General features: G+C 36.3%; 25 protein-coding genes. 4 read left to right on the top strand and 21 right to left on the bottom strand.

The window, feature by feature from the left end:
* Positions 1 to 19 precede the first annotated feature (19 nt).
* Both glmU and MHB75_RS13205 read right to left on the bottom strand, forming a co-directional pair.
* Entirely contained in the window at positions 20 to 1393 is a 1374-nt protein-coding gene (gene glmU / locus MHB75_RS13210; RefSeq protein WP_340998210.1) for a bifunctional UDP-N-acetylglucosamine diphosphorylase/glucosamine-1-phosphate N-acetyltransferase GlmU, read from the bottom strand.
* A gap of 184 nt (positions 1394 to 1577) precedes the next feature.
* Complete coding sequence (locus MHB75_RS13205) at positions 1578 to 2705, bottom strand: cysteine desulfurase family protein (RefSeq protein ID WP_340998209.1); 1128 nt, start codon at positions 2703 to 2705, stop codon at positions 1578 to 1580.
* Positions 2706 to 2796: 91 nt separating this feature from the next.
* On the opposite strand from MHB75_RS13205, the gene nadB reads away from it, so the two are divergent.
* The 3 genes from nadB to nadA are packed head-to-tail and all read left to right on the top strand — an operon-like array spanning position 2797 to position 6264.
* Positions 2797 to 4368 (top strand): L-aspartate oxidase, encoded by a 1572-nt coding sequence (nadB, locus tag MHB75_RS13200; protein WP_340998207.1) that lies wholly within the window; start codon positions 2797 to 2799, stop codon positions 4366 to 4368.
* On the top strand, positions 4322 to 5167 hold the full coding sequence (nadC, locus tag MHB75_RS13195) for a carboxylating nicotinate-nucleotide diphosphorylase (protein ID WP_141274462.1): 846 nt from the start codon (positions 4322 to 4324) through the stop codon (positions 5165 to 5167). The genes nadB and nadC overlap by 47 nt, the downstream gene beginning before the upstream one ends.
* Before the next feature lie 2 nt (positions 5168 to 5169).
* Complete coding sequence (nadA, locus tag MHB75_RS13190) at positions 5170 to 6264, top strand: quinolinate synthase NadA (protein ID WP_340998205.1); 1095 nt, start codon at positions 5170 to 5172, stop codon at positions 6262 to 6264.
* 108 nt (positions 6265 to 6372) lie between these two features.
* Here nadA and spoVG read toward each other — a convergent pair whose 3' ends face one another.
* From spoVG to metG, 10 genes are all read right to left on the bottom strand, one after another.
* Positions 6373 to 6669, bottom strand: coding sequence for a septation regulator SpoVG (gene spoVG / locus MHB75_RS13185; protein ID WP_068456752.1), 297 nt, complete (start codon positions 6667 to 6669; stop codon positions 6373 to 6375).
* A 281-nt stretch (positions 6670 to 6950) separates the two neighbouring features.
* On the bottom strand, positions 6951 to 7322 hold the full coding sequence (locus MHB75_RS13180) for a RidA family protein (protein WP_141274460.1): 372 nt from the start codon (positions 7320 to 7322) through the stop codon (positions 6951 to 6953).
* A gap of 1 nt (position 7323) precedes the next feature.
* Positions 7324 to 8151: a pur operon repressor gene (purR, locus tag MHB75_RS13175; protein WP_340998203.1), complete on the bottom strand. Its 828-nt coding sequence runs from the start codon at positions 8149 to 8151 to the stop codon at positions 7324 to 7326.
* Positions 8152 to 8207: 56 nt separating this feature from the next.
* Complete coding sequence (gene ispE / locus MHB75_RS13170) at positions 8208 to 9074, bottom strand: 4-(cytidine 5'-diphospho)-2-C-methyl-D-erythritol kinase (protein ID WP_141274458.1); 867 nt, start codon at positions 9072 to 9074, stop codon at positions 8208 to 8210.
* A 166-nt stretch (positions 9075 to 9240) separates the two neighbouring features.
* Positions 9241 to 9501 carry a biofilm formation stimulator Veg gene (gene veg / locus MHB75_RS13165; protein ID WP_068456765.1) on the bottom strand — a complete coding sequence of 87 codons (261 nt, stop codon included), beginning with the start codon at positions 9499 to 9501 and terminating at the stop codon, positions 9241 to 9243.
* Positions 9502 to 9627: 126 nt separating this feature from the next.
* The gene (gene rsmA / locus MHB75_RS13160; RefSeq protein WP_141274457.1) at positions 9628 to 10509 is read right to left on the bottom strand and encodes a 16S rRNA (adenine(1518)-N(6)/adenine(1519)-N(6))-dimethyltransferase RsmA; all 882 of its coding nucleotides are present in this window, start codon (positions 10507 to 10509) and stop codon (positions 9628 to 9630) included.
* Complete coding sequence (gene rnmV / locus MHB75_RS13155) at positions 10502 to 11065, bottom strand: ribonuclease M5 (protein WP_340998200.1); 564 nt, start codon at positions 11063 to 11065, stop codon at positions 10502 to 10504. Before rnmV ends, rsmA begins: the two co-directional genes overlap by 8 nt.
* Before the next feature lie 133 nt (positions 11066 to 11198).
* Positions 11199 to 11921 (bottom strand): 3D domain-containing protein, encoded by a 723-nt coding sequence (locus MHB75_RS15145; protein WP_141274456.1) that lies wholly within the window; start codon positions 11919 to 11921, stop codon positions 11199 to 11201.
* A gap of 130 nt (positions 11922 to 12051) precedes the next feature.
* Complete coding sequence (locus MHB75_RS13140; RefSeq protein ID WP_141274474.1) at positions 12052 to 12825, bottom strand: TatD family hydrolase; 774 nt, start codon at positions 12823 to 12825, stop codon at positions 12052 to 12054.
* A 293-nt stretch (positions 12826 to 13118) separates the two neighbouring features.
* Positions 13119 to 15095 (bottom strand): methionine--tRNA ligase, encoded by a 1977-nt coding sequence (gene metG / locus MHB75_RS13135; RefSeq protein WP_141274455.1) that lies wholly within the window; start codon positions 15093 to 15095, stop codon positions 13119 to 13121.
* A gap of 445 nt (positions 15096 to 15540) precedes the next feature.
* On the opposite strand from metG, the gene MHB75_RS13130 reads away from it, so the two are divergent.
* A complete protein-coding gene (locus MHB75_RS13130; protein WP_068456783.1) occupies positions 15541 to 15819 on the top strand; it encodes an AbrB/MazE/SpoVT family DNA-binding domain-containing protein in 279 nt (92 codons plus the stop codon).
* Between the two features lie 122 nt (positions 15820 to 15941).
* Here the strand turns inward: MHB75_RS13130 and rsmI are convergent, their stop codons facing one another.
* From rsmI to tmk, 9 genes are all read right to left on the bottom strand, one after another.
* Positions 15942 to 16814: a 16S rRNA (cytidine(1402)-2'-O)-methyltransferase gene (rsmI, locus tag MHB75_RS13125; RefSeq protein ID WP_340998644.1), complete on the bottom strand. Its 873-nt coding sequence runs from the start codon at positions 16812 to 16814 to the stop codon at positions 15942 to 15944.
* Complete coding sequence (locus tag MHB75_RS13120) at positions 16795 to 17082, bottom strand: GIY-YIG nuclease family protein (RefSeq protein ID WP_141274454.1); 288 nt, start codon at positions 17080 to 17082, stop codon at positions 16795 to 16797. Before MHB75_RS13120 ends, rsmI begins: the two co-directional genes overlap by 20 nt.
* Positions 17066 to 17815, bottom strand: a complete 750-nt coding sequence (locus tag MHB75_RS13115; protein ID WP_340998198.1) for a tRNA1(Val) (adenine(37)-N6)-methyltransferase — start codon at positions 17813 to 17815, stop codon at positions 17066 to 17068. Before MHB75_RS13115 ends, MHB75_RS13120 begins: the two co-directional genes overlap by 17 nt.
* Before the next feature lie 61 nt (positions 17816 to 17876).
* Positions 17877 to 18254 carry a DNA replication initiation control protein YabA gene (yabA, locus tag MHB75_RS13110; RefSeq protein ID WP_340998197.1) on the bottom strand — a complete coding sequence of 126 codons (378 nt, stop codon included), beginning with the start codon at positions 18252 to 18254 and terminating at the stop codon, positions 17877 to 17879.
* A gap of 21 nt (positions 18255 to 18275) precedes the next feature.
* Positions 18276 to 19094 (bottom strand): PSP1 domain-containing protein, encoded by an 819-nt coding sequence (locus tag MHB75_RS13105; RefSeq protein WP_068456798.1) that lies wholly within the window; start codon positions 19092 to 19094, stop codon positions 18276 to 18278.
* The gene (locus MHB75_RS13100) at positions 19087 to 20091 is read right to left on the bottom strand and encodes a DNA polymerase III subunit delta' C-terminal domain-containing protein (protein ID WP_340998641.1); all 1005 of its coding nucleotides are present in this window, start codon (positions 20089 to 20091) and stop codon (positions 19087 to 19089) included. Before MHB75_RS13100 ends, MHB75_RS13105 begins: the two co-directional genes overlap by 8 nt.
* 55 nt (positions 20092 to 20146) lie before the next feature.
* Positions 20147 to 20584: a YaaR family protein gene (locus MHB75_RS13095; protein WP_340998194.1), complete on the bottom strand. Its 438-nt coding sequence runs from the start codon at positions 20582 to 20584 to the stop codon at positions 20147 to 20149.
* A 17-nt stretch (positions 20585 to 20601) separates the two neighbouring features.
* Positions 20602 to 20931 carry a cyclic-di-AMP receptor gene (locus MHB75_RS13090; RefSeq protein ID WP_141274451.1) on the bottom strand — a complete coding sequence of 110 codons (330 nt, stop codon included), beginning with the start codon at positions 20929 to 20931 and terminating at the stop codon, positions 20602 to 20604.
* A gap of 66 nt (positions 20932 to 20997) precedes the next feature.
* Positions 20998 to 21630 carry a dTMP kinase gene (gene tmk / locus MHB75_RS13085; protein ID WP_340998192.1) on the bottom strand — a complete coding sequence of 211 codons (633 nt, stop codon included), beginning with the start codon at positions 21628 to 21630 and terminating at the stop codon, positions 20998 to 21000.
* Positions 21631 to 22192: the final 562 nt, after the last annotated feature.

The following is a 22192-nucleotide window of genomic DNA, read 5'->3' as shown; positions in this document are numbered from 1 at the left end:
GCCTCCTGTTAAATATTAATTATTTATTAGAATTTAATTTGTTAACGTAATTCTCTTTGTTCTCTTGACGAGAACGTCCAATGGCAAGTGCGAATGGCGGAACTTCTTTTGTAACTGTTGTTCCAGCCGCTACATATGTGTCTGAATGAATTGTTACAGGTGCTACTAAATTTGCGTTACAGCCGATGAATGAACGATCACCGATTGTCGTTTTAAATTTATTAACACCGTCATAATTTACTGTGATCGTCCCGCAGCCAATATTAACGTCTGCACCGATTTCAGCGTCACCTAAGTAAGTTAAATGTGAAGCTTTGCTTCCTTCACCTAAAGTTGTTTTCTTCAACTCAACAAAGTTGCCTACTTTTGCGCGATTTAAAACATTTGAAGCTGGACGAATGTGTGCATAAGGTCCGACTGTGACATCTTCACCAATCATACTTTCTTCCACAACAGATGCATCAATTTTTGTACGATGACCGATTTGGCTATCTACAATATGACTGTTCGGGCCAATATAGCAATCCTCACCAATCACCGTTTGACCTTCAAGTAAAGTACCTGGGTAAACAATTGTATCGCTACCAATTGTAACATCTGCACCAATATACGTATTTGCTGGATTAATGATTGTTACACCATTTCTCATATGTGCTTCGTTAATACGCGCACGCATAATTTCTTCTGCTTGAGAAAGAGCTACACGATCATTGACTCCTAAATTTTCAGAGAAATCGTCTGAAATATACGCGGATACGATTTCACCTTGTTGTTTTAAAATTTCAATAACATCTGGTAAATAGTATTCACCCTGTGCATTATCGTTTTTAACAAGTTTTAATGTTTCAAATAGTGCTTTATTATCGAAACAATATGTGCCTGTATTAATTTCGGTTACTTTTTGTTGTTCAACTGTTGCATCTTTTTGCTCTACAATCTGTTCAACATGTCCTTCTTCATTACGAAGAATACGACCATAACCTGTAGGATTTTCAGCGACAGCTGTTAAGATAGTTGCTTTTGCAGCTTGTTGCTGGTGGTGCTCTAGTAATGCCTTCATCGTTTCAGGGCGGATTAATGGTGTATCTCCACAAATAACGATGGTTGTGCCTTCTAGGTCGCCTAGTAAAGTTTCAGCTTGCTGAACTGCATGAGCTGTTCCAAGTTGTTCTTCTTGTAACACATACTCACTTTTGTCACCTAACTGCTCTTTTACTTTCTCAGCGCCGTGACCAACAATTGATACAATCTTTGTTACGTCTAAATCACGAATATGATCGACAACGTGCTCAACCATTGGCTTCCCACAAACCGGATGAAGAACTTTATATAATTTGGACTTCATACGCGTTCCTTGACCAGCAGCCAAAACTACCGCATAAATTTTTGTCATTTCGCAAGTCCTCCATTTAGCTGATTTTCTATTATGACTATATAGTAAATGTAAGCATTTTTCAAGGGTACATGACTTGACAAAAAGAGGTCATACAACTTATGATTAGAAATCTTTGCCTTTTTTATTCGCATAAAAGCTATTGTTTAGACAGTTCCTCTTTATTCTGCTCGAAAAGTCACATTTACTTGTTCATAGAAAATTCATGTTTTTTTATAATATTACCCATTTCTCCTACGAATTCTTCTATTTCTTCCAATGTATTTTTAGGATGTAATGATACACGGAAAAATTGACGCGCTTGTGATGGTGTATAACCCATTGCGAGAACTGTTTTTGTACCTTCATCTTGCTCTACATCACATGCACTTCCCGTTGAAATATAAAAACCTTTCTCACTTAATTCCAACATCATCAATTGACCTTCCATCCCTTTCGCCATCATGCCAATAATTCCAGGGTATTGTTCCTTTGACGATTCAACTACTTTAATCGGTAATGTACGAAGTTCTGACAATATGTAATACCGTAACTGTGTTAACTTTACAAGGTCTTGTTTTGTAAATAACTGATTCAGTGCCGCTGAAAAAGCTGCTACAGACGGAATATCTACTGTCCCACCACGCACCCCTTTCTCATGTGTCACACCAGGAAATAAAGGTTCAATGATTCTTTTAGGATGAATATAAATTGCCCCCATTCCTTTCGGGCCACCAATTTTATGCGCTGAAATTGTCAAACTATCGACTATTTTAGCAATATCATGTAAAGGGACTTTCCCAAAGGATTGTACGCAATCTGTATGAACAGGGATTTGATATTTTTTCGCAATTTCACATACTGCTTCAATCGGTTGAATGACACCAATTTCTGCATTGATATGCTGCACACTAATAAGTGCAGTATCTTCTGTAATCAGCATTTCTAACTCTTCTAAATTAATTTGTCCACATGGCATTAAAGGTAATTTGATAACTTCATAGCCCCATCTTGTCAATGTATTCATCGCCGCATGAACAGAAGTGTGTTCTGCCATCGTCGTAATAATTTGCCTTTTTTTTTGCCCTAACACAATGGATAGGATTGCGATTAAGTTCCCTTCCGTACCACTACCTGTAAAATAAATACCGTCTGAAGAAACTGATAAAATTGAAGCAATTTGTTCTCTTGTTAGTTGTAAAATTTGTGCCGCATACCAACCCGCTTCATGTAAACTAGACGCATTTCCATAATAAGTAGTTGCAACTTCCCCGTACATACGAATGGCTTCATCGCTCATAGGCGCTGTAGCAGCATAATCTAGGTACACCATACGAAAACCTCTTTCCATAAACAAAACTTGTTTTATTTCATATTTTATGTAAATATATGTGACAAGACAACTGTAAAGAAGGTTAAGTAAAATGAAAAATCATATTTTGATTATCGGTAGTGGGATTGCCGCACTTCAATGCGCTCGCCTATTACCCTCTCATAAAACAATTCACCTCATTACAAAAAGAGAAATTTATGAAAGCAGTTCTTATTATGCACAAGGTGGCATTGCAACGGTTTGGCATCACGAAGACTCCTTCTCCTCACATGAACAAGATACACATGAAGCAGGTGTTAATCATACGAATCATGAGATGGTACAACTCCTCGTAAGAGAAGGTCACATCGCTACGAAAGAATTAATTCAAGCTGGTTTACCTGTAGACCGGACAAGCAATGGTGAGATTTCACTTGGTTTAGAAGGCGCCCATTCCCATCACAGAATTATCCATAGTGGCGGTGATGCGACAGGCAAAAATACAATTGAATTTTTATACAAAACACTCCCATCAAACGTCATCGTGCATGAACAAGAATGTGCCATTCAATTAATTAAGAATCCAGAACAACGTGTAATCGGTGTTTATACAAAGAATGTGGAGGGTGCATTATGTCGTTACACAGGTGAAGCTGTCATTCTAGCAACAGGAGGCATTGGATCACTGTACCCGCAAACTTCAAATTGCGAAAATAGCTTTGGCGATGGGATTGCTTTGGCTTACTTGGCTGGTGCAACTGTAGCTGATTTAGAATTTATTCAATTTCATCCTACGTTACTTTTCCATGAAGGAAAGACGCATGGTCTTGTATCAGAAGCTGTGAGAGGTGCTGGTGCACGTTTCGTTAATGAACAGCAACATTATTTTATGGAAGATCATCCACAACGTGATTTAGCACCGCGACACATTACAGCAAAAGCAGTTTACGATCAAATAAAACAAGGGCATACCGTTTTTTTAGATATTTCATGCGTTGAAAATTTCACAACTCGATTTCCGAGCATCGCTAAAAAATGTAGTGATTTGAGCATTTCTTTAGAAACTCAACGTATTCCGATTACTGTAGGAAGTCATTTTTTAATGGGTGGAATTATGACTAATGTAAACAGTGAAACATCGTTGCCCGGATTGTATGCAATTGGGGAAGTTGCTTGTAATGGCATCCACGGTGCAAATCGATTAGCTAGTAATTCTCTATTAGAAGGGTTAGCTTTTGGAAAACGTTTAGCGAAGCACTTACATACATCACGCGAGATTGACTACACAGAAAATGCGATTACAACACAGAAGAAGCAACTTCCATCACTCATGACACCGAGTGTATTGCAACAACATATGATGCATACAGTAGGTATTATTCGAAATGAACATGATTTAGATCAATTAAGCACGCAGTTACAACAACCACTTCTACAAGATGTTCGCCACTTGACGCAGCTAGATATAGAACATTATTTTATGCACATAACTGCTCAATTAATTGTACAAGCTGCCCTTGTAAGAAAAGAATCGCGTGGGGGACATATTCGAAGTGACTATCCACAAAGTGATAATTCTTTAACACAAACATTATTTATTCAACAAAAAGACCAGCCAATTTATAGGGGGACATGGTATGAATTTACTCAAACTCAAGCAACAACTTACGGAATTTTTCAATGAAGACATCGGTGATACAGATCTATCTTCCGAATTACTATTCGATGAGAAACAGAGAGGTGAATTTTCACTTTACGCAAAGGAAGATGGGATCTTTTGTGGCGAAAAAATTATTCAAATCGGTTTTCAATTACTAACCGATGAATCAATTCAAGTTCATGAATTGATTCAAGATAGTACAGCAATTCAAAAAGGTGATTTAATTGCACGTATTGAAGGACCTATTCGAACACTTCTCAGTGGAGAGCGCGTCATTTTGAATCTAATTCAGCGTATGTCAGCGATTTCCACCAAAACAGCTCTAGCAGTAGCCGCAACTACAAATTCGCGTACACGTATTTGTGACACACGTAAAACAACACCTGGCTTACGTATGTTTGAAAAATATGCTGTACGTGTAGGAGGCGGCTTTAACCATCGCAACGGACTGTATGACTGTGTCATGTTAAAAGATAACCATATTGAATTTGCCGGGAGCATTTCAAAAGCTGTGAACCATGTGAAACAACAATTAGGTCACACAACCAAAATTGAAGTCGAAGTCGAAACAAAGGAACAATTAATTGAAGCGATTGAAGCAGGTGTCGATCTTCTACTACTTGATAATCGTACACCAGAGGAAATTGAGTCGTGGTTACCACTTATTCCACCTCACATCATAACGGAAGCTTCTGGCAGTATTACGCTTGATACCTTACCTGAATATGCAGCTACTGAAATACATTACATCTCACTCGGAGCATTAACACATTCGATTCATTCATTAGATATGAGCGCACTCGTTCAATTGAAAGGAGTTTAAACGTGAATTTACTAACACAAATCTCAAAAATACCGGAAACATATTTAACTTTATCAACTGTAGAAATTGAAAATCGTATTCATAACATTAAAAAAGAACTTGGTACAAAGCTTTTAATTCCAGGGCATCATTATCAAAAAGATGAAGTAATTCAGTTTGCTGATGTGACAGGAGATTCTTTACAACTAGCTCAAATATGTGCAGCAAATACCGAAGCGGAGCATATTGTCTTTTGCGGCGTACATTTTATGGCAGAAACAGCTGACATGTTGACGTCAGCACATCAGCGTGTTTACCTACCGGATTTACGTGCGGGATGTTCAATGGCTGATATGGCAAACATTCATCAAACCGAACAGGCTTGGGATATTTTACAGGAGATTTTTGATGATACGATTATCCCATTAACATATGTGAACTCAACTGCTGCCATTAAAGAATTTACAGGTCGTCACGGTGGAGCTTGTGTGACTTCTTCAAATGCTAAAAAAATGGTCGAATGGGCATTTACACAAAAACAACGTCTATTCTTTTTACCAGATCAACATCTTGGTCGAAATACTGCGTTCGACTTGGGGATCCCACTAGAACAAATGGCAATTTGGGATCCAATTAAACGTAATCTAATTTTTGAAGGCGACAAACAAGATATCCTTGTCATCCTATGGAAAGGACATTGCTCTGTGCATGAAGGATTTACTGTTCAACACATTGAACAAGTACGCAAAAATTATCCTGACATGAAAGTGATTGTTCATCCAGAATGCAGCCATGAAGTCGTACAAGCTTCTGATGACGCTGGTTCAACAAAATATATTATTGATACAATTGCACAGGCTGATCCCCATATAAGTTTCGCAATTGGAACAGAGATGAATTTAGTCAAACGAATCATCAAACAATATCCTGAGCGACACATCATCTCATTAAATGAAAATATGTGTCCTTGTTTAACAATGAACCGAATCGACTTACCGCATCTACTTTGGCAATTAGATCAAGTCGTTGCAGGTGAGACGATGCATCAAATTACAGTAGATGATGAAACGACGAAATATGCCTTACAGTCGCTAGAACGAATGTTACAAAACACATAAATTAAAGAGATTTCGGTATAGTATGTCAAACGACCGAAATCTCTTTATTATTTTCCCCATAAAAAAAGAGCCTGCCTATGGTGAATTAGGTGGCTCCGCGCTTACGTCTTATACTTCAACTTCGACTTCATTTAGTACAACAGCTTCTTCCTCGCTTGATTCCTCGTAAGCTTTTAACACTGATTCTTGAATCTTTGTTCTTGTACCAGAGTTAATTGGATGTGCAATATCTCGGAACTCACCATCTGGCGTACGTTTACTTGGCATTGCTACGAATAACCCTGTATTCCCATCGATTACACGAATATCATGTACGACGAATTCGTTGTCCAGTGTGATGGAAGCGATTGCTCTCATACGGCCGTCTGTTTGAACACGGCGCAATCTCACATCTGTAACTTCCATTTTTTCACCACCTCTCATCTTAGTTGCATAGCTAATCCTATCCACTTTCTTTATTCTTCAAAAATTACCCAATCCCTTCTTACTTTTTTAAATTTTTAGAATTTTTTATGTATAAAAGAAATATATATCAAAAAGTTCATTTATTTGGTGTTTTAAATCAAAAAACACCTCCACGTTGATTTACTATGTTTAATACCCGTTTTTCAACGAAAGGTGTTTTTATTTGTCTCATTAATTTAGGTCAGTTCCAAAAATACTAAGAGGTGTTTTATTTTATAAGATTATACTAATGCGATTACTTCAATTTCAATACGCGCATCTTTTGGTAGGCGTGCTACTTCTACTGCGCTACGTGCTGGTTTATGCTCTCCAAAATAGTTTGCATAAATCACATTCATTTCTGCAAAATCATTCATATCTGCCATAAAAACAGTTGTTTTTACAACACGATCTAATGATGTACCCGCTTCTGCAAGTACAGCTTTTAAATTTTCAAAAACTTGTTGTGTTTGTGCGACAATATCACCTTCAACCATAACACCTTCTGCAGTCAATGGAATTTGACCTGAACTGTAAAACATATTGTTTACAATCATACCTTGTACATATGGTCCAATCGCTGCTGGAGCCTTTGTTGTCGAAACTTCTTTCACCCTAATTTCCACCTTTCGTAAAGTAATTTCCCTCTGTTAAAACAATTGTACGGTCTTTTTCGTTGACTTCTTTTAGCTTCACAAGTGAATAGTAATCGTCGACTAGACGCTCATCCGGATGCTCTGCTTCAACTAACACAGCACACCCTGCTAATGTACAGTCGAATTCTTCTAAAAGATTCTTCATACCATTCATCGTACCGCCAACTTTCATGAAGTCGTCTGTAATAAGTACGCGTTGACCGCTTTGCATACTACGTTTTGATAATACCATCGTTTGAATACGACGAGAAGACCCTGACACATAGTTAATACTTACGGTAGAACCTTCTGTTACCTTATTATCGCGTCGTACGACAACAACAGGTACGTTCAAGTGTCGTGCAATTGCATGAGCAATCGAAATACCTTTTGTTGCTACTGTCATAATAACATCGATTTTTTGGTCACAAAATGCAGATGCAAATACTTTCCCTACACGATTCATCAAATCTGGATTGCCCAATAAATCTGTCATAAACAGATAGCCACCCGGTAATAAACGATCCGAATGCCCTAATTCTTGTTTTAATTCTTCAATAATCTTCTTTACTGCTGTATCTGGCACTTTTGGAATATACTTTACGCCACCAGCTGCTCCTGGAACAGTTACCAATAAACCAATTCCTCTTTCTTCAAACGTTTCTTTCACAATCGTTAAGTCTTCACTAATTGAAGATTTAGCCGATTGATATGATTCCGCAAAGAAAGTAAGTGGAATTAATTGTTGTGGATGCTCCATTAAATAATGCGTCATATCTACAAGACGCTCACTACGCTTCCATTTCATGTGATTCACTCCTGAACACGAATATTCTATACAAAATCTACCATAAACATACGCCTTTAATCAAGCGACTCGCGTTCGCCTAACATTCGTATCGCATATACTTCGTCACAAAAACCTCTTAAACCATTTACAATGCGTGTTGTACGCGTTTCATTTGATACAAGTCCAAATACTGTCGGGCCACTTCCACTCATCAATACCGCATCTGCACCAAAACGCTTCATTTGTTCCTTAATGCTCGATACTTCTGGATGAAGCTTTAATGTAACGCTCTCTAAAACATTCCCCACACTCGCGCACATTTCTTCATAACTACCATTTGCAATCGCATCCCTCATTCTCTGTGTATCTGGATGCTCAATCGAATCTAATTGTAAATCACCATATACTGAACCTGTTGAAACGCCAATTGATGGCTTCGCTAATACAACCCAACAATTCGGTGGCGCCTCAATACGCTCAATCTTTTCACCACGACCTCTTGCAATAGCTGTCCCCCCATATACACAATATGGAACATCTGAGCCGATTTCTGAACCGATTTCTGCAATTTCATCTAATGTAAGCTGTAAATTCCATAAATTATTTAAACCCTTTAATGTAGCTGCTGCGTCACTACTACCACCTGCTAAACCAGCTGCAATCGGTACTTGTTTATCAATTGTAATATTTACGCCTTCTCGAATCTTAAAACGTTCTTTTAAAATAGCTGCTGCTTGATAAGCTAAATTACGATGATCATTTGGTACAAAGTTATTTGAAGAATAAATATGAATCGCATCATCTTCACGTAATTCTAGTCCAATACGATCGGCTAAATCTACCGTTGTCATAATCATTTCTACCTCATGATAGCCATCAGGACGCTTATTTAAAACATCTAATGTTAAGTTAATCTTAGCGGGTGCTTTTACATAAAGCATATAAAGATCCTCCACTTCTTTCCTTGTTGCGAATTTCGCTCATTTGATTACTGTTTTATATTTTATCATAACTACCACATAAGTAGGAGAGTTAGAAATTTGTCATAACAAAAACACTTATCTAGTTATAAGATAAGTGTTCAAAAAATCATAAAAATTATAAATACTAATCAATTACTGCAGTTTTAGGTTCTTCATCGAATGTAATTTCTACTGCCTCTGTCAAAATATCTGTATAGCTGTATGAAACGCGTTCAAACGCATTTTCATCTTGATCTAAGTCCACTACAAATACTGCGCGATAAGTCTCACGTAATGTTCCAACGCGCTCAATGGTCTTCTTGCGTCCACCGTTTGCTCTTAATTGCAGACGTTTACCCAAATGACAATCTAACGACTTTTTAATGTCGGCTAATGTTTTTGGCATTTCGCTTACACCTCACTAGATACAAGCATAGCAAAAATACCTACGTTTGTCAATACATAAATAAATATTTTATCAAGCAGCAATTCTTATGTCAATTCTTTTTTATATGATTTTCTATATTTTTTTCTAAGAATGAAAAATTGGTAACAAATGGTCTGACAGCTTACCAAATTCTTCTATTGATAAGGTTTCACCGCGTCTTGTCGGCTCAATACCTGCTTCTTCAAGCGCAACTAAAATTTCTTCTTTGCGTGCTTTTCCATTTGGCAATTGCGATTGTAAATTATTCAACAGCGTTTTACGACGTTGTGCAAATGCAGCTTTTGTAACTGTAAAGAAGAAGTCCTCGTCCTTTACTTGTACAGGTGGTGTGTCATGACGAATCAGACGCAATACAGCCGAGTCAACATTCGGTTGTGGCATAAATACAGTTTTCGGTACAATCATCGCAATCTCAGCTTGCATATAGTACTGTACAGCGATTGAAAGTGAACCATACGCTTTTGTGCCTGGTTTTGCAGAAATACGGTCTGCTACTTCTTTTTGCATCATGACAACCATTCCGCGTAACGGTAGACCTTCCAATAATAATTTCATAAGAATTGGTGTTGTTACATAGTAAGGTAAGTTTGCTACAACCATAATATCCTCATAACCTGCTAATTGCGTATCAATCACTTCTTTTACATTTGCTTTTAAAACATCTGAATGAATGATTTCGACATTATCGTATGGAGAAAGTGTATCTTCTAATACAGGTAATAGACGTTGGTCAATCTCAAACGATACCACTTTACCTGCTTGGCGTGCTAAGTGTTCTGTTAAAGCACCGATCCCTGGGCCCACCTCAATGGCGGCGCTATCCTTCGTTAAATCTGCATGTCCTACAATGTTTCTTAAAATATTTGGATCGATTAAAAAGTTCTGCCCTAAACTCTTTTTAAATGAAAAGCCGTACTTTTTTAAAATCTCCTGTGTGCGAACGGGTGTCGCAATATCTTTATGCATGTTTTTCCTCCTGATTCATTTGTGCAATTGCTGCACCAAACTGTTCTTCTGTGATTTGGAACATTTCTAGTCTTTTTACTAGTTGTTTTCCATTCGTTGGACCAATATTTAAAAGTTCACCTAAACGTTCACGACGCTTTTTGGCAGCTGGATGTGATAATAATTGAGCTGCGATTAAATCTTCTGATGTAATTGTCGAAACAAACTTATCATCTGCAACTGTATAAACATTTTGCAAAGCTGTTCTGATATCTTCAGGACTAGCATGTTCAATCCCCAACCCTTTGCCATTCTTCGCAATCGTTTGTTTTTTAGGTAAAAAAGCGTGTTTAACATTTGGAATCTGTTGTTCGATTAAAGCGCGAATACGACGCCCCGGATAGTCTGGATCTGTTAAAACAATCACGCCTCTTACTTCATGCGCATGTTGAATCCTTTCTAAACATTCTTTTGAAATAGCTGAACCATTTGTTTCAATCGTATCAGCCTCTACTGCTTTCCGAATCGCTGTTGTGTCGTCTTTTCCTTCTACTACAATGACTTCTTTGATTTTCACGTACGTTCAAATCCTCTTTTCATCTCAGTTTGCAATATTCCTATTATACACGAAGTTGAACTATAGTGAAAATATGCGTTTTTCTCAAAAAAAAAGAGGGGGCATATTATATCTATGCTTCCCTCTTTACTATTTATAATACAGTAATTTTCACTGTACGGCGACCCCAGTTACGCATCGCTGTTTTTGATTTTAAGAATACATCAATACGGTTACCGCGAATTGCGCCACCTGTATCTCCTGCAATCGCTACACCATAACCTTGTACATATACTTTAGAACCTAAAGGAATGACACGAGGATCAACTGCGATTACTTTCCTATTCGGATTTTTACGCAGGTTGATGCCTGTTGCTGTAATACCTGAACATCCGTAGCAATATGCTGTATAGGCTGTTGCTTCTACATACATTGTACGACCTGAACTATAATTTGAACCTGATGCTTTTTTCGTACGGCTTAAATATTTTGATGATACATAACCTTTTTTACCTTTATACGAAACTTTATACCAGCCACCTTTTTTACTTACATATGTGACTGTAGCACCTTTTGGTAATACCGCAATGTGCTTAAATTTTGTACTTGCACCTTTACGCATATTTAATGCTGCTGTTGTTCTGTATTTCTTAGATGCGACTGTCGCAATTTTTTCACCTGCAAAACGATTTGCATCTACTGATGTATTTGAAGTCGTTAATTTCGCTTCTGTGTTACTTACCTGTTCATTAGTTGTAGAGCCAAATACTGCAGCTACTACAAACGCAATCATCAGTGAAAGAGTTGTAAAAACAATTTTCACTTTCGAATTTTTTAATGATTCCGGGAACAGTTTTTTCATGGGATGATTTGACATGAAAATACCTCCTTATTCACTCGTTGGATTATAAAGACTCTTTTTTGGACTGTCAACAGTAGAAAAAATACCTATTTTTAACAAATCCTGTAGAATCAATCATTTGAGTTCATAAGGAATTTAGGGCTTTCTACTTAATTTTATAAAAAAGACGATGTGCATTCTCTGTTGTAATTTCCGCTACTTCTTCCACTGTAATGCCTTTCAATGCTGCGATTTGTTCTGCAATGAGAGGGATGTAAGAAGGTTCATTTCTCTTGCCACGATATGGATGTGGTGTAAGATATGGCGCGTCTGTTTCTAACATGATGTATTTCAGCGGAATTTCTTCAGCAACTTTTTTCGGTGTTTTCGCATTTTTAAATGTAACAGGACCGCCTAAACTGATAATAAAATTAAGTTTATTAATACAAAATTCGGCTGTTTCCACGCTTCCACTAAAACTATGCATAACACCACCGACTTCTTTCGCATTTTCTTCATCCAAGATTGAAATACAATCTTCTGTTGCATCCCGATTATGGATGACAATCGGTAGTTTTACTCTTTTTGCTAGAGCGATTTGTTTTCGGAAAATCTCTTTTTGAATATCCTTCGGTGATTTATCCCAATGATAATCCAGTCCAGTTTCACCAATGGCAACCACTTTTGGATGCGTGGCAAGTGTTTCAATCCACTGCAAATCTTCGTCTGTGCAATCAATTGCATCGACTGGATGCCAACCAATTGCTGCGTATAAAAATTCGTATTCTTCAACTAACTCTATGGCGCGCGTAATAGTCGGACGATCAAATCCGACTACAATCATTTTTTGAACATTCGCATCCAAAGCTCGTTGAATTACTTCTGTTATGTCTTCGTCATATTGTTCTGCGTTTAGGTGCACATGTGTATCCATTAACATCATGGCTTCCTCCTTCACTGTACTTATTTTATCCGTTTTAATATTTCATATATAACCTGTATATTACAAATTTATTACATAAATTAATTTTTCCAATTTAAAATTTATTAATATAATACTAATTACATATTAAATTGGAATTAGTCCTCTTTAAATAATGTTTAAATAGTGTTTAAGTAGTAAATTTGACTATCATGAAATTCTAACTTTTTCTTTGATTACCAAATCAAAAAGAATGTTTTTTATAAAAAAACTGGAAATGTTATAAAATCATCTCCAGTTTTTGTATTTTCTTATTTTACTTTTGCACCATTTGCTAATTTTTCATCTACACTAGCTAAAACAAGTACGTCATCTTTACTTCCTGCTAAGATCATTCCTTGTGATAATTCACCACGAAGTTTCACAGGTTTTAAATTTGCTACAACAATCACTTTTCGTCCAACTAATTCTTCAGCTGTATAGAATTTTGCAATCCCCGATACAACTTGACGTTGTTCATAACCTAAATCTACTTGTAACTTCATTAACTTGTCTGCTTTTGGCATTTTTTCTGCTGCAGTTACTGTTGCTACACGTAAATCTACTTTCATGAAGTCATCAATTGAGATTTCAGGTGCTTCTTCATCATAGACATCTGCTTCTTCTGTTACTTCTAATGTTTTAACAGAACCTCTCATTTGTTCACGAATATATTCTACTTCTACCTCTTGTTCAAGACGTGGGAAGATTGGTTCACCTTTTTCAATCACTTTTGTACCTGCTGGAATAACATGCGTTTGTGTTAATGTCTCCCAAACCAGTACATCTGTTGATAAGCCTAATTGACGAATAATTTCCACAGGTGATTTTGTCATGAATGGTTGTAATAATACTGCCACACGACGTAAATTTTCTGCTAAATTATACATAACCATTGCAAGTTGTGGTTTTAACGCCTCATCTTTTGCAAGAACCCATGGTGATGTTTCATCAATATATTTGTTTGTACGTGATACAAGTGCCCAAACATCCGATAACACGACGCTAAATTGCATTTGATCCATATTTTTTTCGTACTTCGCAATCGTTTCATCTGCTTGTGCTTGTAATGCCGCGTCAAATTCAGTTGCTTGTAAATTTTCTGTTGGAATCACACCATCAAAGTATTTATTCATCATTGAAATTGTACGGTTTAATAAGTTTCCTAAGTCATTTGCTAAATCAAAGTTTGTACGCTCTACGAATGATTCTGGAGAGAATACGCCATCTGAACCGAATGGTAACTCACGCAATAAGAAGTAACGCGTTGCATCAAGTCCATAGCGCTCAATTAACATTTCAGGATACACAACATTTCCTTTTGATTTAGACATTTTACCGTCTTTCATCATAATAAATCCATGCGCAAATACTTTTTTCGGTAATGGTAAGTCTAGTGCCATCAAGAAGATTGGCCAGTAAATTGTGTGGAATCGCACGATATCCTTACCTACTACATGTACGTCTGCTGGCCAGTATTTACTGAAGTCACCATTATCATCCATTGGGTATCCTAAAGTTGTAATATAGTTTGTTAGTGCATCTACCCATACATAAATAACGTGACGTGGGTCTCCAGGAACACGAATGCCCCAATCGAATGAAGCACGTGATACAGATAAATCTTCTAATCCTGGTTTGATGAAGTTATTCACCATTTCATTTTTGCGTGATTCTGGCTCAATGAATTCTGGATTTGCTTCATAGTATTGTAATAATCGATCTGCATATTTCTTCATATTAAAGAAGTAAGACTCTTCTTTTACTTTATTTACTGGGCGACCACAATCTGGACAGTTGCCGTCTACTAATTGCATTTCTGTAAAGAATGATTCACAAGGCGTACAGTACCATCCTTCATATTCACCTTTATAAATATCGCCATTATCTAAAAACTTTTGGAAAATTTTCTCAACCGCTTCAGTATGACGTTTTTCTGTTGTTTGAATGAAGTCATCATACGAGATGTCCATCATCTTCCAAAGTTCTTTTGCAGATGCCGCAATTTCATCTACATAATCTTTAGGTGATTTATTTGCTTCTTGTGCTTTTTCTTGAATCTTTTGACCATGCTCATCCATTCCTGTTTGGAAGCGTACATCAAAGCCTCTTAATCTTTTATAGCGAGCCATTGTATCTGCTGCCACTGTTGTATAAGCTGTACCAATATGGAAACGGCCACTCGGGTAATAAATAGGTGTAGTTATATAGAACGTTTTCTTTTCATTATTCACGAAAACTTCCTCCATTGTCTAATTTGTTTAAACCTTATTTTATAGGAGTACCCTACTCCTTTCAAGTGAACTCTACAAGACTTATTTTCTAATGGAAAAAGAACCTAGCTTAATTCCCTTGAATTCAGGGTATTTATCTGTAATTCAACATTTTTGCAAATCTCAGTAAAAATGAAATTTGTCTTTTTGTCTTATTTTGTCGAAAAAAACATTTTAACTTTAAAGCACTATTACAGACGTAAAAACTGGATTTTTCAACACATTTTGGCTATTTCAATCAAAAATATATGCTTATTTCACTTGTAAAATGGATTTTTTTTCAAAAAAAAATTAAAATAATCAGGTAAAATAATTGACGTATATGTAATTAGTTGGTATGATAATTCACAGATGAAGAATTAATGTCGAATTTTGACGAAATATATAATATATAAAATTTAAATTAGGAGGTAGATTATTAATGAAATCTACAGGTATTGTACGTAAAGTTGATGAACTAGGCCGCGTGGTTATTCCAATCGAACTTCGCCGCACATTAGGTATTGCAGAGAAGGACGCTTTAGAAATTTATGTTGATGATGATAAAATCATCTTAAAAAAATATATGCCTAACATGACTTGCATGGTAACAGGTGAAGTATCAGACGATAACTTCCGTCTTGCTGGCGGTAATTTAATCCTTAGCCCAGAAGGCGCACAAATTTTAGTAAAAGAAATTCAATCTAAAATTTCAAAATAATCATTTTAGTAGTGTAGAGTAACAATTTATTAAACCATAAACCTAACCTTGTTTTAATATGTGATCTATAATATATAGAAAAGCCCTTATGAAATTTCGCCGTTTCATAGGGCTTTTCTTCTTTATGCATCTATATGATACTCTTGATACACTTCACGCTTTGATAACTTGCGTAATTTTGATACTTCTTTAATCGCCTCTTTTGAGCTTATTGCTTGTTCATCCATTAATTGTTGTACATGTTCTTTAATCGATAAAGCTTCCCAAATTGCAGCTTCTTCTACAATTTTTTCTTGAGTTCCTTCTATTATAACTACAAACTCACCACGTACTTCATTCGTATTTGTCCATTCAAGTGCTTCTTCTACTGTTCCACGAATAAACTCTTCAAATTTCTTTGTCAGTTCACGAGCTAATACAATTTGACGATTTCCTAAAACGAGTTGAACATCTTTTAACATCTCTTTTAAACGATGTGGTGCTTCATAAAACAAAATAGTCTCTTGCTTATTACGTAAAGCCTCTAGCCCCTCACGACGTTCTTTTTTATAACGACTTAAAAATCCATGAAAATAAAAAGGTTGTGTTGGTAATCCCGAAGCAATAAGCGCTGTAATTGCTGCATTTGCACCTGGAAGTGGCACAACTGCAAAATCTTCTTGAATTGCTTTCATCGCAATATCTGCTCCTGGATCTGAAATTGCAGGTAAACCAGCATCACTTACAAGTGCAATCGTCTTTCCATCACGTAGTAATTTTAATAACTTTTCACCACCAACTTCTTGATTATGATCGTGGTAACTAATAAGTGGTGTGTCGATTTCAAAGTAATTACATAACTTTTTCGTATTACGTGTATCTTCTGCCGCAATGTAATCTGCTTCTTTTAAAATACGAATTGCACGCATTGTAATATCTTCTAAATTTCCAATCGGGGTAGCTACTAAATAAAGACATGGACCTTTTTCGTATTGGCTACTCATCTGTGTCTGAATCAAATTCGACACCTCTTTCTCGCATATATTTTATTTTTTCTAATCTACTTTTCTTTTTAAAATAATACTCAGCAGACATCGCTTCTGACTTTGTTTCAAAAACTTCATAATACATACATTCCACAGGTAAGCGACATCGCGTATACTTCGCCCCTTTTCCTGCATTATGTGTTTTAATTCTCTGCTCTAAATGATTTGTATAACCTGTATAATACGTACCATCTGCACAACGAAGTACATACATACAATGGTTAAGACTCTTTTCCATATAGCATCTCATGTACTTCTTTTGTATATTCCCCATTCTCATCATATACATAAAGAGGGGGTAGAATTTTTAAATCTGGTTTTCCATCTTTGATTCCTTCTATTAAAAGTGTATTGGCTTCTTTCCCTTGTTTTGGATAGACGAACTGAATACGCTTTGGCTCAATTCGATTTGCACGCATAGCTGTCACAATATCTAATAGACGTCCTGGCCGATGTACAAATGCTGCCTTACCACCTTGCTTTAATAACTTGCCCGTTGTATAAATCATCTCCTCTAATTTCAAATGAATTTCATGACGTGCGATTGCGACATGCTCTTTTAAATTTTTATCACTTGCTTCATGCGCTAAAAAATATGGTGGATTGCATGTCACAATATCGTGTTTTTCGTTTCCTAATACACTACTAATCGTTTTAACATCACCTTGCATGATTTTAATTTGATTTTCTAGTTTGTTATATTGAATACTACGCGTCGCCATATCCACTAGTTTTTCTTGTAATTCCACTGCTGTGATATGTGCTTTTGTTCGTTTACTTAAAAATAAAGGAATCGCTCCATTTCCAGCACATAAATCAATTATACTTCCTTTGTGATGTGGAACATTCACAAATTGCGATAGTAAAACTGCATCTAAAGAGAATGAAAAAACAGATGGACTCTGAATAATACGCAATTCCTCTGCTAATAAATAATCTAACCTCTCATCATCTTTTAACCATTCTTCCATACTTTAATATCCCTCCAACATAGCAAAAGACTGAGCCACACATACATGTGGAATCAGTCTTTTAGCCGTTTTGCTTCTCACCTTTTTTATCAAAAAACGTAAGACAGAATAAACATTCTTCGCCTTTTCTTGAGCTTCCAAAATTTAACGAACAAACATGATAACCCTCTTGATACAGACGAGCTAAGTTATCATAACCCTCTCCAATATCAAAAAGTTCTTTCTTTGTACGATCTGGCTTCTCTTGAATCCCAATTGATTCATTACTCGCTAGAACCTTTTCTAATCTTGTACGTAGGTGATGATTATCCATTTGGAGCGCTTGATGTTCCTCCATCATCGATGCTACTGAATTTTTCAAGACCTCAAATTGCTTTTGCATCAACTCAAGCTGCTGTTCGAACTCCATAACAGTATCTAAAAAATTACGGTCCTTCACTCAAGCCACCTCATTATTGATCTATTGAACGCTCTTACCCATACTTTGTAAAATTTCGTCCAATGTGTAATCTAAAACACGTTTATGCTCAAATAATTCAATTTGTAACATTCTCTCAAGAATATTTAAGCCAACTACTTTCCCTTTTCCATCGGGTGTATTTACTGTATAACCGATATCAGGCATTTTTTCCCGAACTTCTTCGTATTCATCGTTTTCATATTTTAAACAACACATCAAACGACCACATAAACCTGAAATTTTTGTTGGATTTAATGATAAATTTTGATCTTTTGCCATCTTAATTGAAACAGGCTCAAAATCACCTAAGAATGTTGAGCAACATAACATACGACCACATGGACCGATACCACCCAACATTTTTGCTTCATCACGCACACCGATTTGTCTTAATTCAATTCGTGTACGGAAAACAGCAGCTAAATCTTTTACAAGTTCACGGAAATCAACACGACCTTCCGCTGTAAAATAAAAGATAATTTTATTGCGGTCAAAGGTATATTCAACGTCTACAAGCTTCATATCTAATTGATGCTCCACAATTTTTTCAGTGGCTAAATCAAATGCTTTTCTTGAATCCCTTGTGTTCTCCTCTACTTGAAAACGATCTTGTTCATCAGCTGGTCGAACCACTTGTTTTAAAGGAAGTACGACATCATCTTCCCCTACCTCGCGAATTGGCACAACAATCTTACCATACTCAACGCCTCTTGCTGTTTCTACAATTACATAATCATTTTTTTCGATTTGATAAGCACCAGGGTCAAAATAATATATTTTACCCGCTTTCTTAAAGCGGACACCGACAACTTTATACAAAGGATTTCCCCTCCTGAAGGTTCAGCATTAACTGCTCCATCAGCAACGTTCGATTCATATTACTCTGTAGCTGTTGACGTGCACGTAGGACGGCTTCCAACTGTACAGATAAATGCTGATATGATGAACGTAAAGCTAGCATACTCCACAACTGTTTTTGATCTGGATAAGTTAGCTCTGCCTCTGGGTTTGCCTTTATTGCTACTATATCACGAATTGCAAATAATAGTAGGTCTAATGCCAATTCCATCTGCTCTTTTTCTTTAAAGGCAGGCAACCATTCTTCATGTACAACTAACAATGACTCATGTACATTTTTTGAAACTGCCTCTACCAATTTTAACACTGTTTTTCTTGCATGTGCAAACGCATCATCATTTGATAAATGAAGTGCCTCATCTAAATTAGCTGTAATCATACTTAACGTCGATGCACTTGAATATGTAACTTGGTGTTCTTGTAATTGTTTTACTAGAAGTTTTTTAGACGCTGGCTGGAATTTAATCTGCTGACAGCGCGAACGAATTGTAGGAATAATCGCATTTATATTATTCGTTAAAAAAATTGCTGTAACTGTACCATCCGGCTCTTCTAAATATTTTAAAAGTTTATTAGCTGATTTTACATTCAAACGCTCTGCATCATGAATTACATAAATTTTTCTGCCTTCTTCGACACCCTTTTTACTTAATTCATCTAGTAAACGTTCGATTGCATCTACCTTAATAAACTGCCCTTCTGGAAAAACTTCATGAAAATTCAGATGGTTTCCTGAGTGCAGTCGCACACAACTTCTGCATGTTTCACATGGAACATGACCATTTGGATGTTCACAAAGTAACAATTCTGTAAAATAGAACATCATTTCCTCTACTAAAGAACCTCTAGTTCCTTCAAAAATATAGGCATGCCCTACTTTTTGATGGTCAAAAATTGTTTGAAGTTGTTTTAAAACATATGGTTGAGTCTGTTCCAACATTGTTAAATCGACTTGCATCATTTCACCTCTTTTAAAAAAACCCGTGTTCCGGTCCTACCGAAAAACACGGGAGCTACGTGTATAAGTTAATTAATAAACCTTTAATTTCACCAATCTTAGCTAATAAATCAACTGAACTTTTTTCTTCATCTAACATATCTTCTGTTAATTCAACTAATTTTCCATCAATTGTATCAACAATTTTCAAACGTCTTCCTTCTCCGAAGCGATTCCATGTATGAGATTGTTTTAATTCCATACCATAAGATACAGCTTCTTTCAAAAAACGTTTTACAAGCATTTTAAATTTCGCTAAATCTCTTAAATTACGCGACTTTGCTATACGATCTCCTGCTGTTGAAATATCGCCTAATAACCTTGTAATTTGCTCAGTTTGCATTTTTTGACCTTGTGAAACAACCATATCACCAAAACGGGTATTAGGCTGCTGCATAGGCAAAGGTTTTCTTGCTTGGTTATTACCGATTCGAAGATCTTGATTAATCTTCAAAGACGAACGCCTCCACTCTAGAAATGATGGAACTGTTCAATTGGTAGAACGAATACTGTTGCTCCACCAACTTCTACTTCTACTGGGTAAGGAATATAAGAATCTGCATTACCACCCATTGGAGAAATTGGTGCAACCATTTGATCTCTTGCACGACAATTTTCTCGAATGACATCTAAAGCTTTTGGAACTAATGAATCTTCTGTACCTATTAAAAATGTTGTATTTCCAGAACGAAGAAATCCACCTGTACTGGCTAACTTCGTTGCGCGAAAATCATATTTCGTTAAAGCATTGGAAAGTCGATTGCTATCTTGGTCTTGCACTACTGCTACCACTAATTTCATTCGGATCCACCTCACTAGGTATTGGTTCTTTCTTTAAATTATAACATAAGAATTATTTTACGACCTTTACTTTGCTATAGATGTTTGTAAAATACGCCATACATCTTCAACGACCACTTCAATTGGACGGTTTGCATCCACGATTTGGATGCGATTTGAATATTTTTCTGCTAATTGTAAGTATGCATCTCTTACACTTTGATGGAAAGTTAAACTTTCAACATCTAAACGATTAATTTCACGCTCTGAATGCGCATGAATACGTGCTAAACCAACTTCAGGCTCTAAATCAAATAAAATTGTACAATCTGGCATCTTATTACCGATTGCGAATACGTTAATATCATATACTTTATTAATACCTAAAGAACGACCTACACCTTGATAAGCTAAGGAAGAGTCAATAAAACGATCACATAAAACAATTTTGCTCTCTGCTAAAGCTGGTTCTATCTTTTCAGCAAAATGCTGACTTCGAGCTGCTGCATATAGCAAGGCCTCTGTTCTAGCATCCATTTCTGTATGATTAGGATTTAAAATAACTTGACGAATTTGCTCTGCAATATAGCTACCACCCGGTTCACGTGTAGCTAGTATATCTATCCCCTGTTCTTGGAACCTTTCAACAATTTTTTTTAAAATTGTTGTTTTACCAGCACCTTCTGGACCTTCAAATGTAATAAATAATGATTTACTCATATTATGTAAACTCCTCTGTAGCGAATAATATCTATTATAACAAAAAAGAAAAGCTAAATGATCTCATTTAGCTTTTCTAGCACGTTTTAATAAAGTAAAGATGACTGTTACAGCGATTGCAATCCAACGATAATTTTTTCTCATGTACATTCAACTCCTTACTTGGTTGTTTATATAATACCATACTAAACATAAAATAAAACCTTTGTAACGTTTCTGTTAATAAAATGTAATTATAAGGATTTTTAAAATACCCTTTATCAATTTGGATAAGCAATTGTTCATTACACTACTATCTCTCACAGGCGCGTCGCTGGATGCGATGCGGATTGCCTTTACGACAGGATGTCGTGTTCTTTGGCAATCCTCCTTAAATCTTTTCAAGGGTTTCCCCCTTTTTAGAACATAAAAAAAGTAACCACTCAGACGAGTGATTACCTTAGCTTGCATAGCAACGTCCTACTCTCACAGGCGCGTCGCTGGATGCGATGCGGATTGCCTTTACGACAGGATGTCGTGTTCTTTGGCAATCCTCCTTAAATCTTTTCAAGGGTTTCCCCCT

Origin of the sequence: Kurthia sp. FSL E2-0154 (genome assembly GCF_038003625.1) — a bacterium.
GTDB lineage: Bacteria > Bacillota > Bacilli > Bacillales_A > Planococcaceae > Kurthia > Kurthia gibsonii.
Note: the sequence above shows the minus strand (reverse complement) of the source record. Positions and strands in the feature narration are given on the sequence as shown.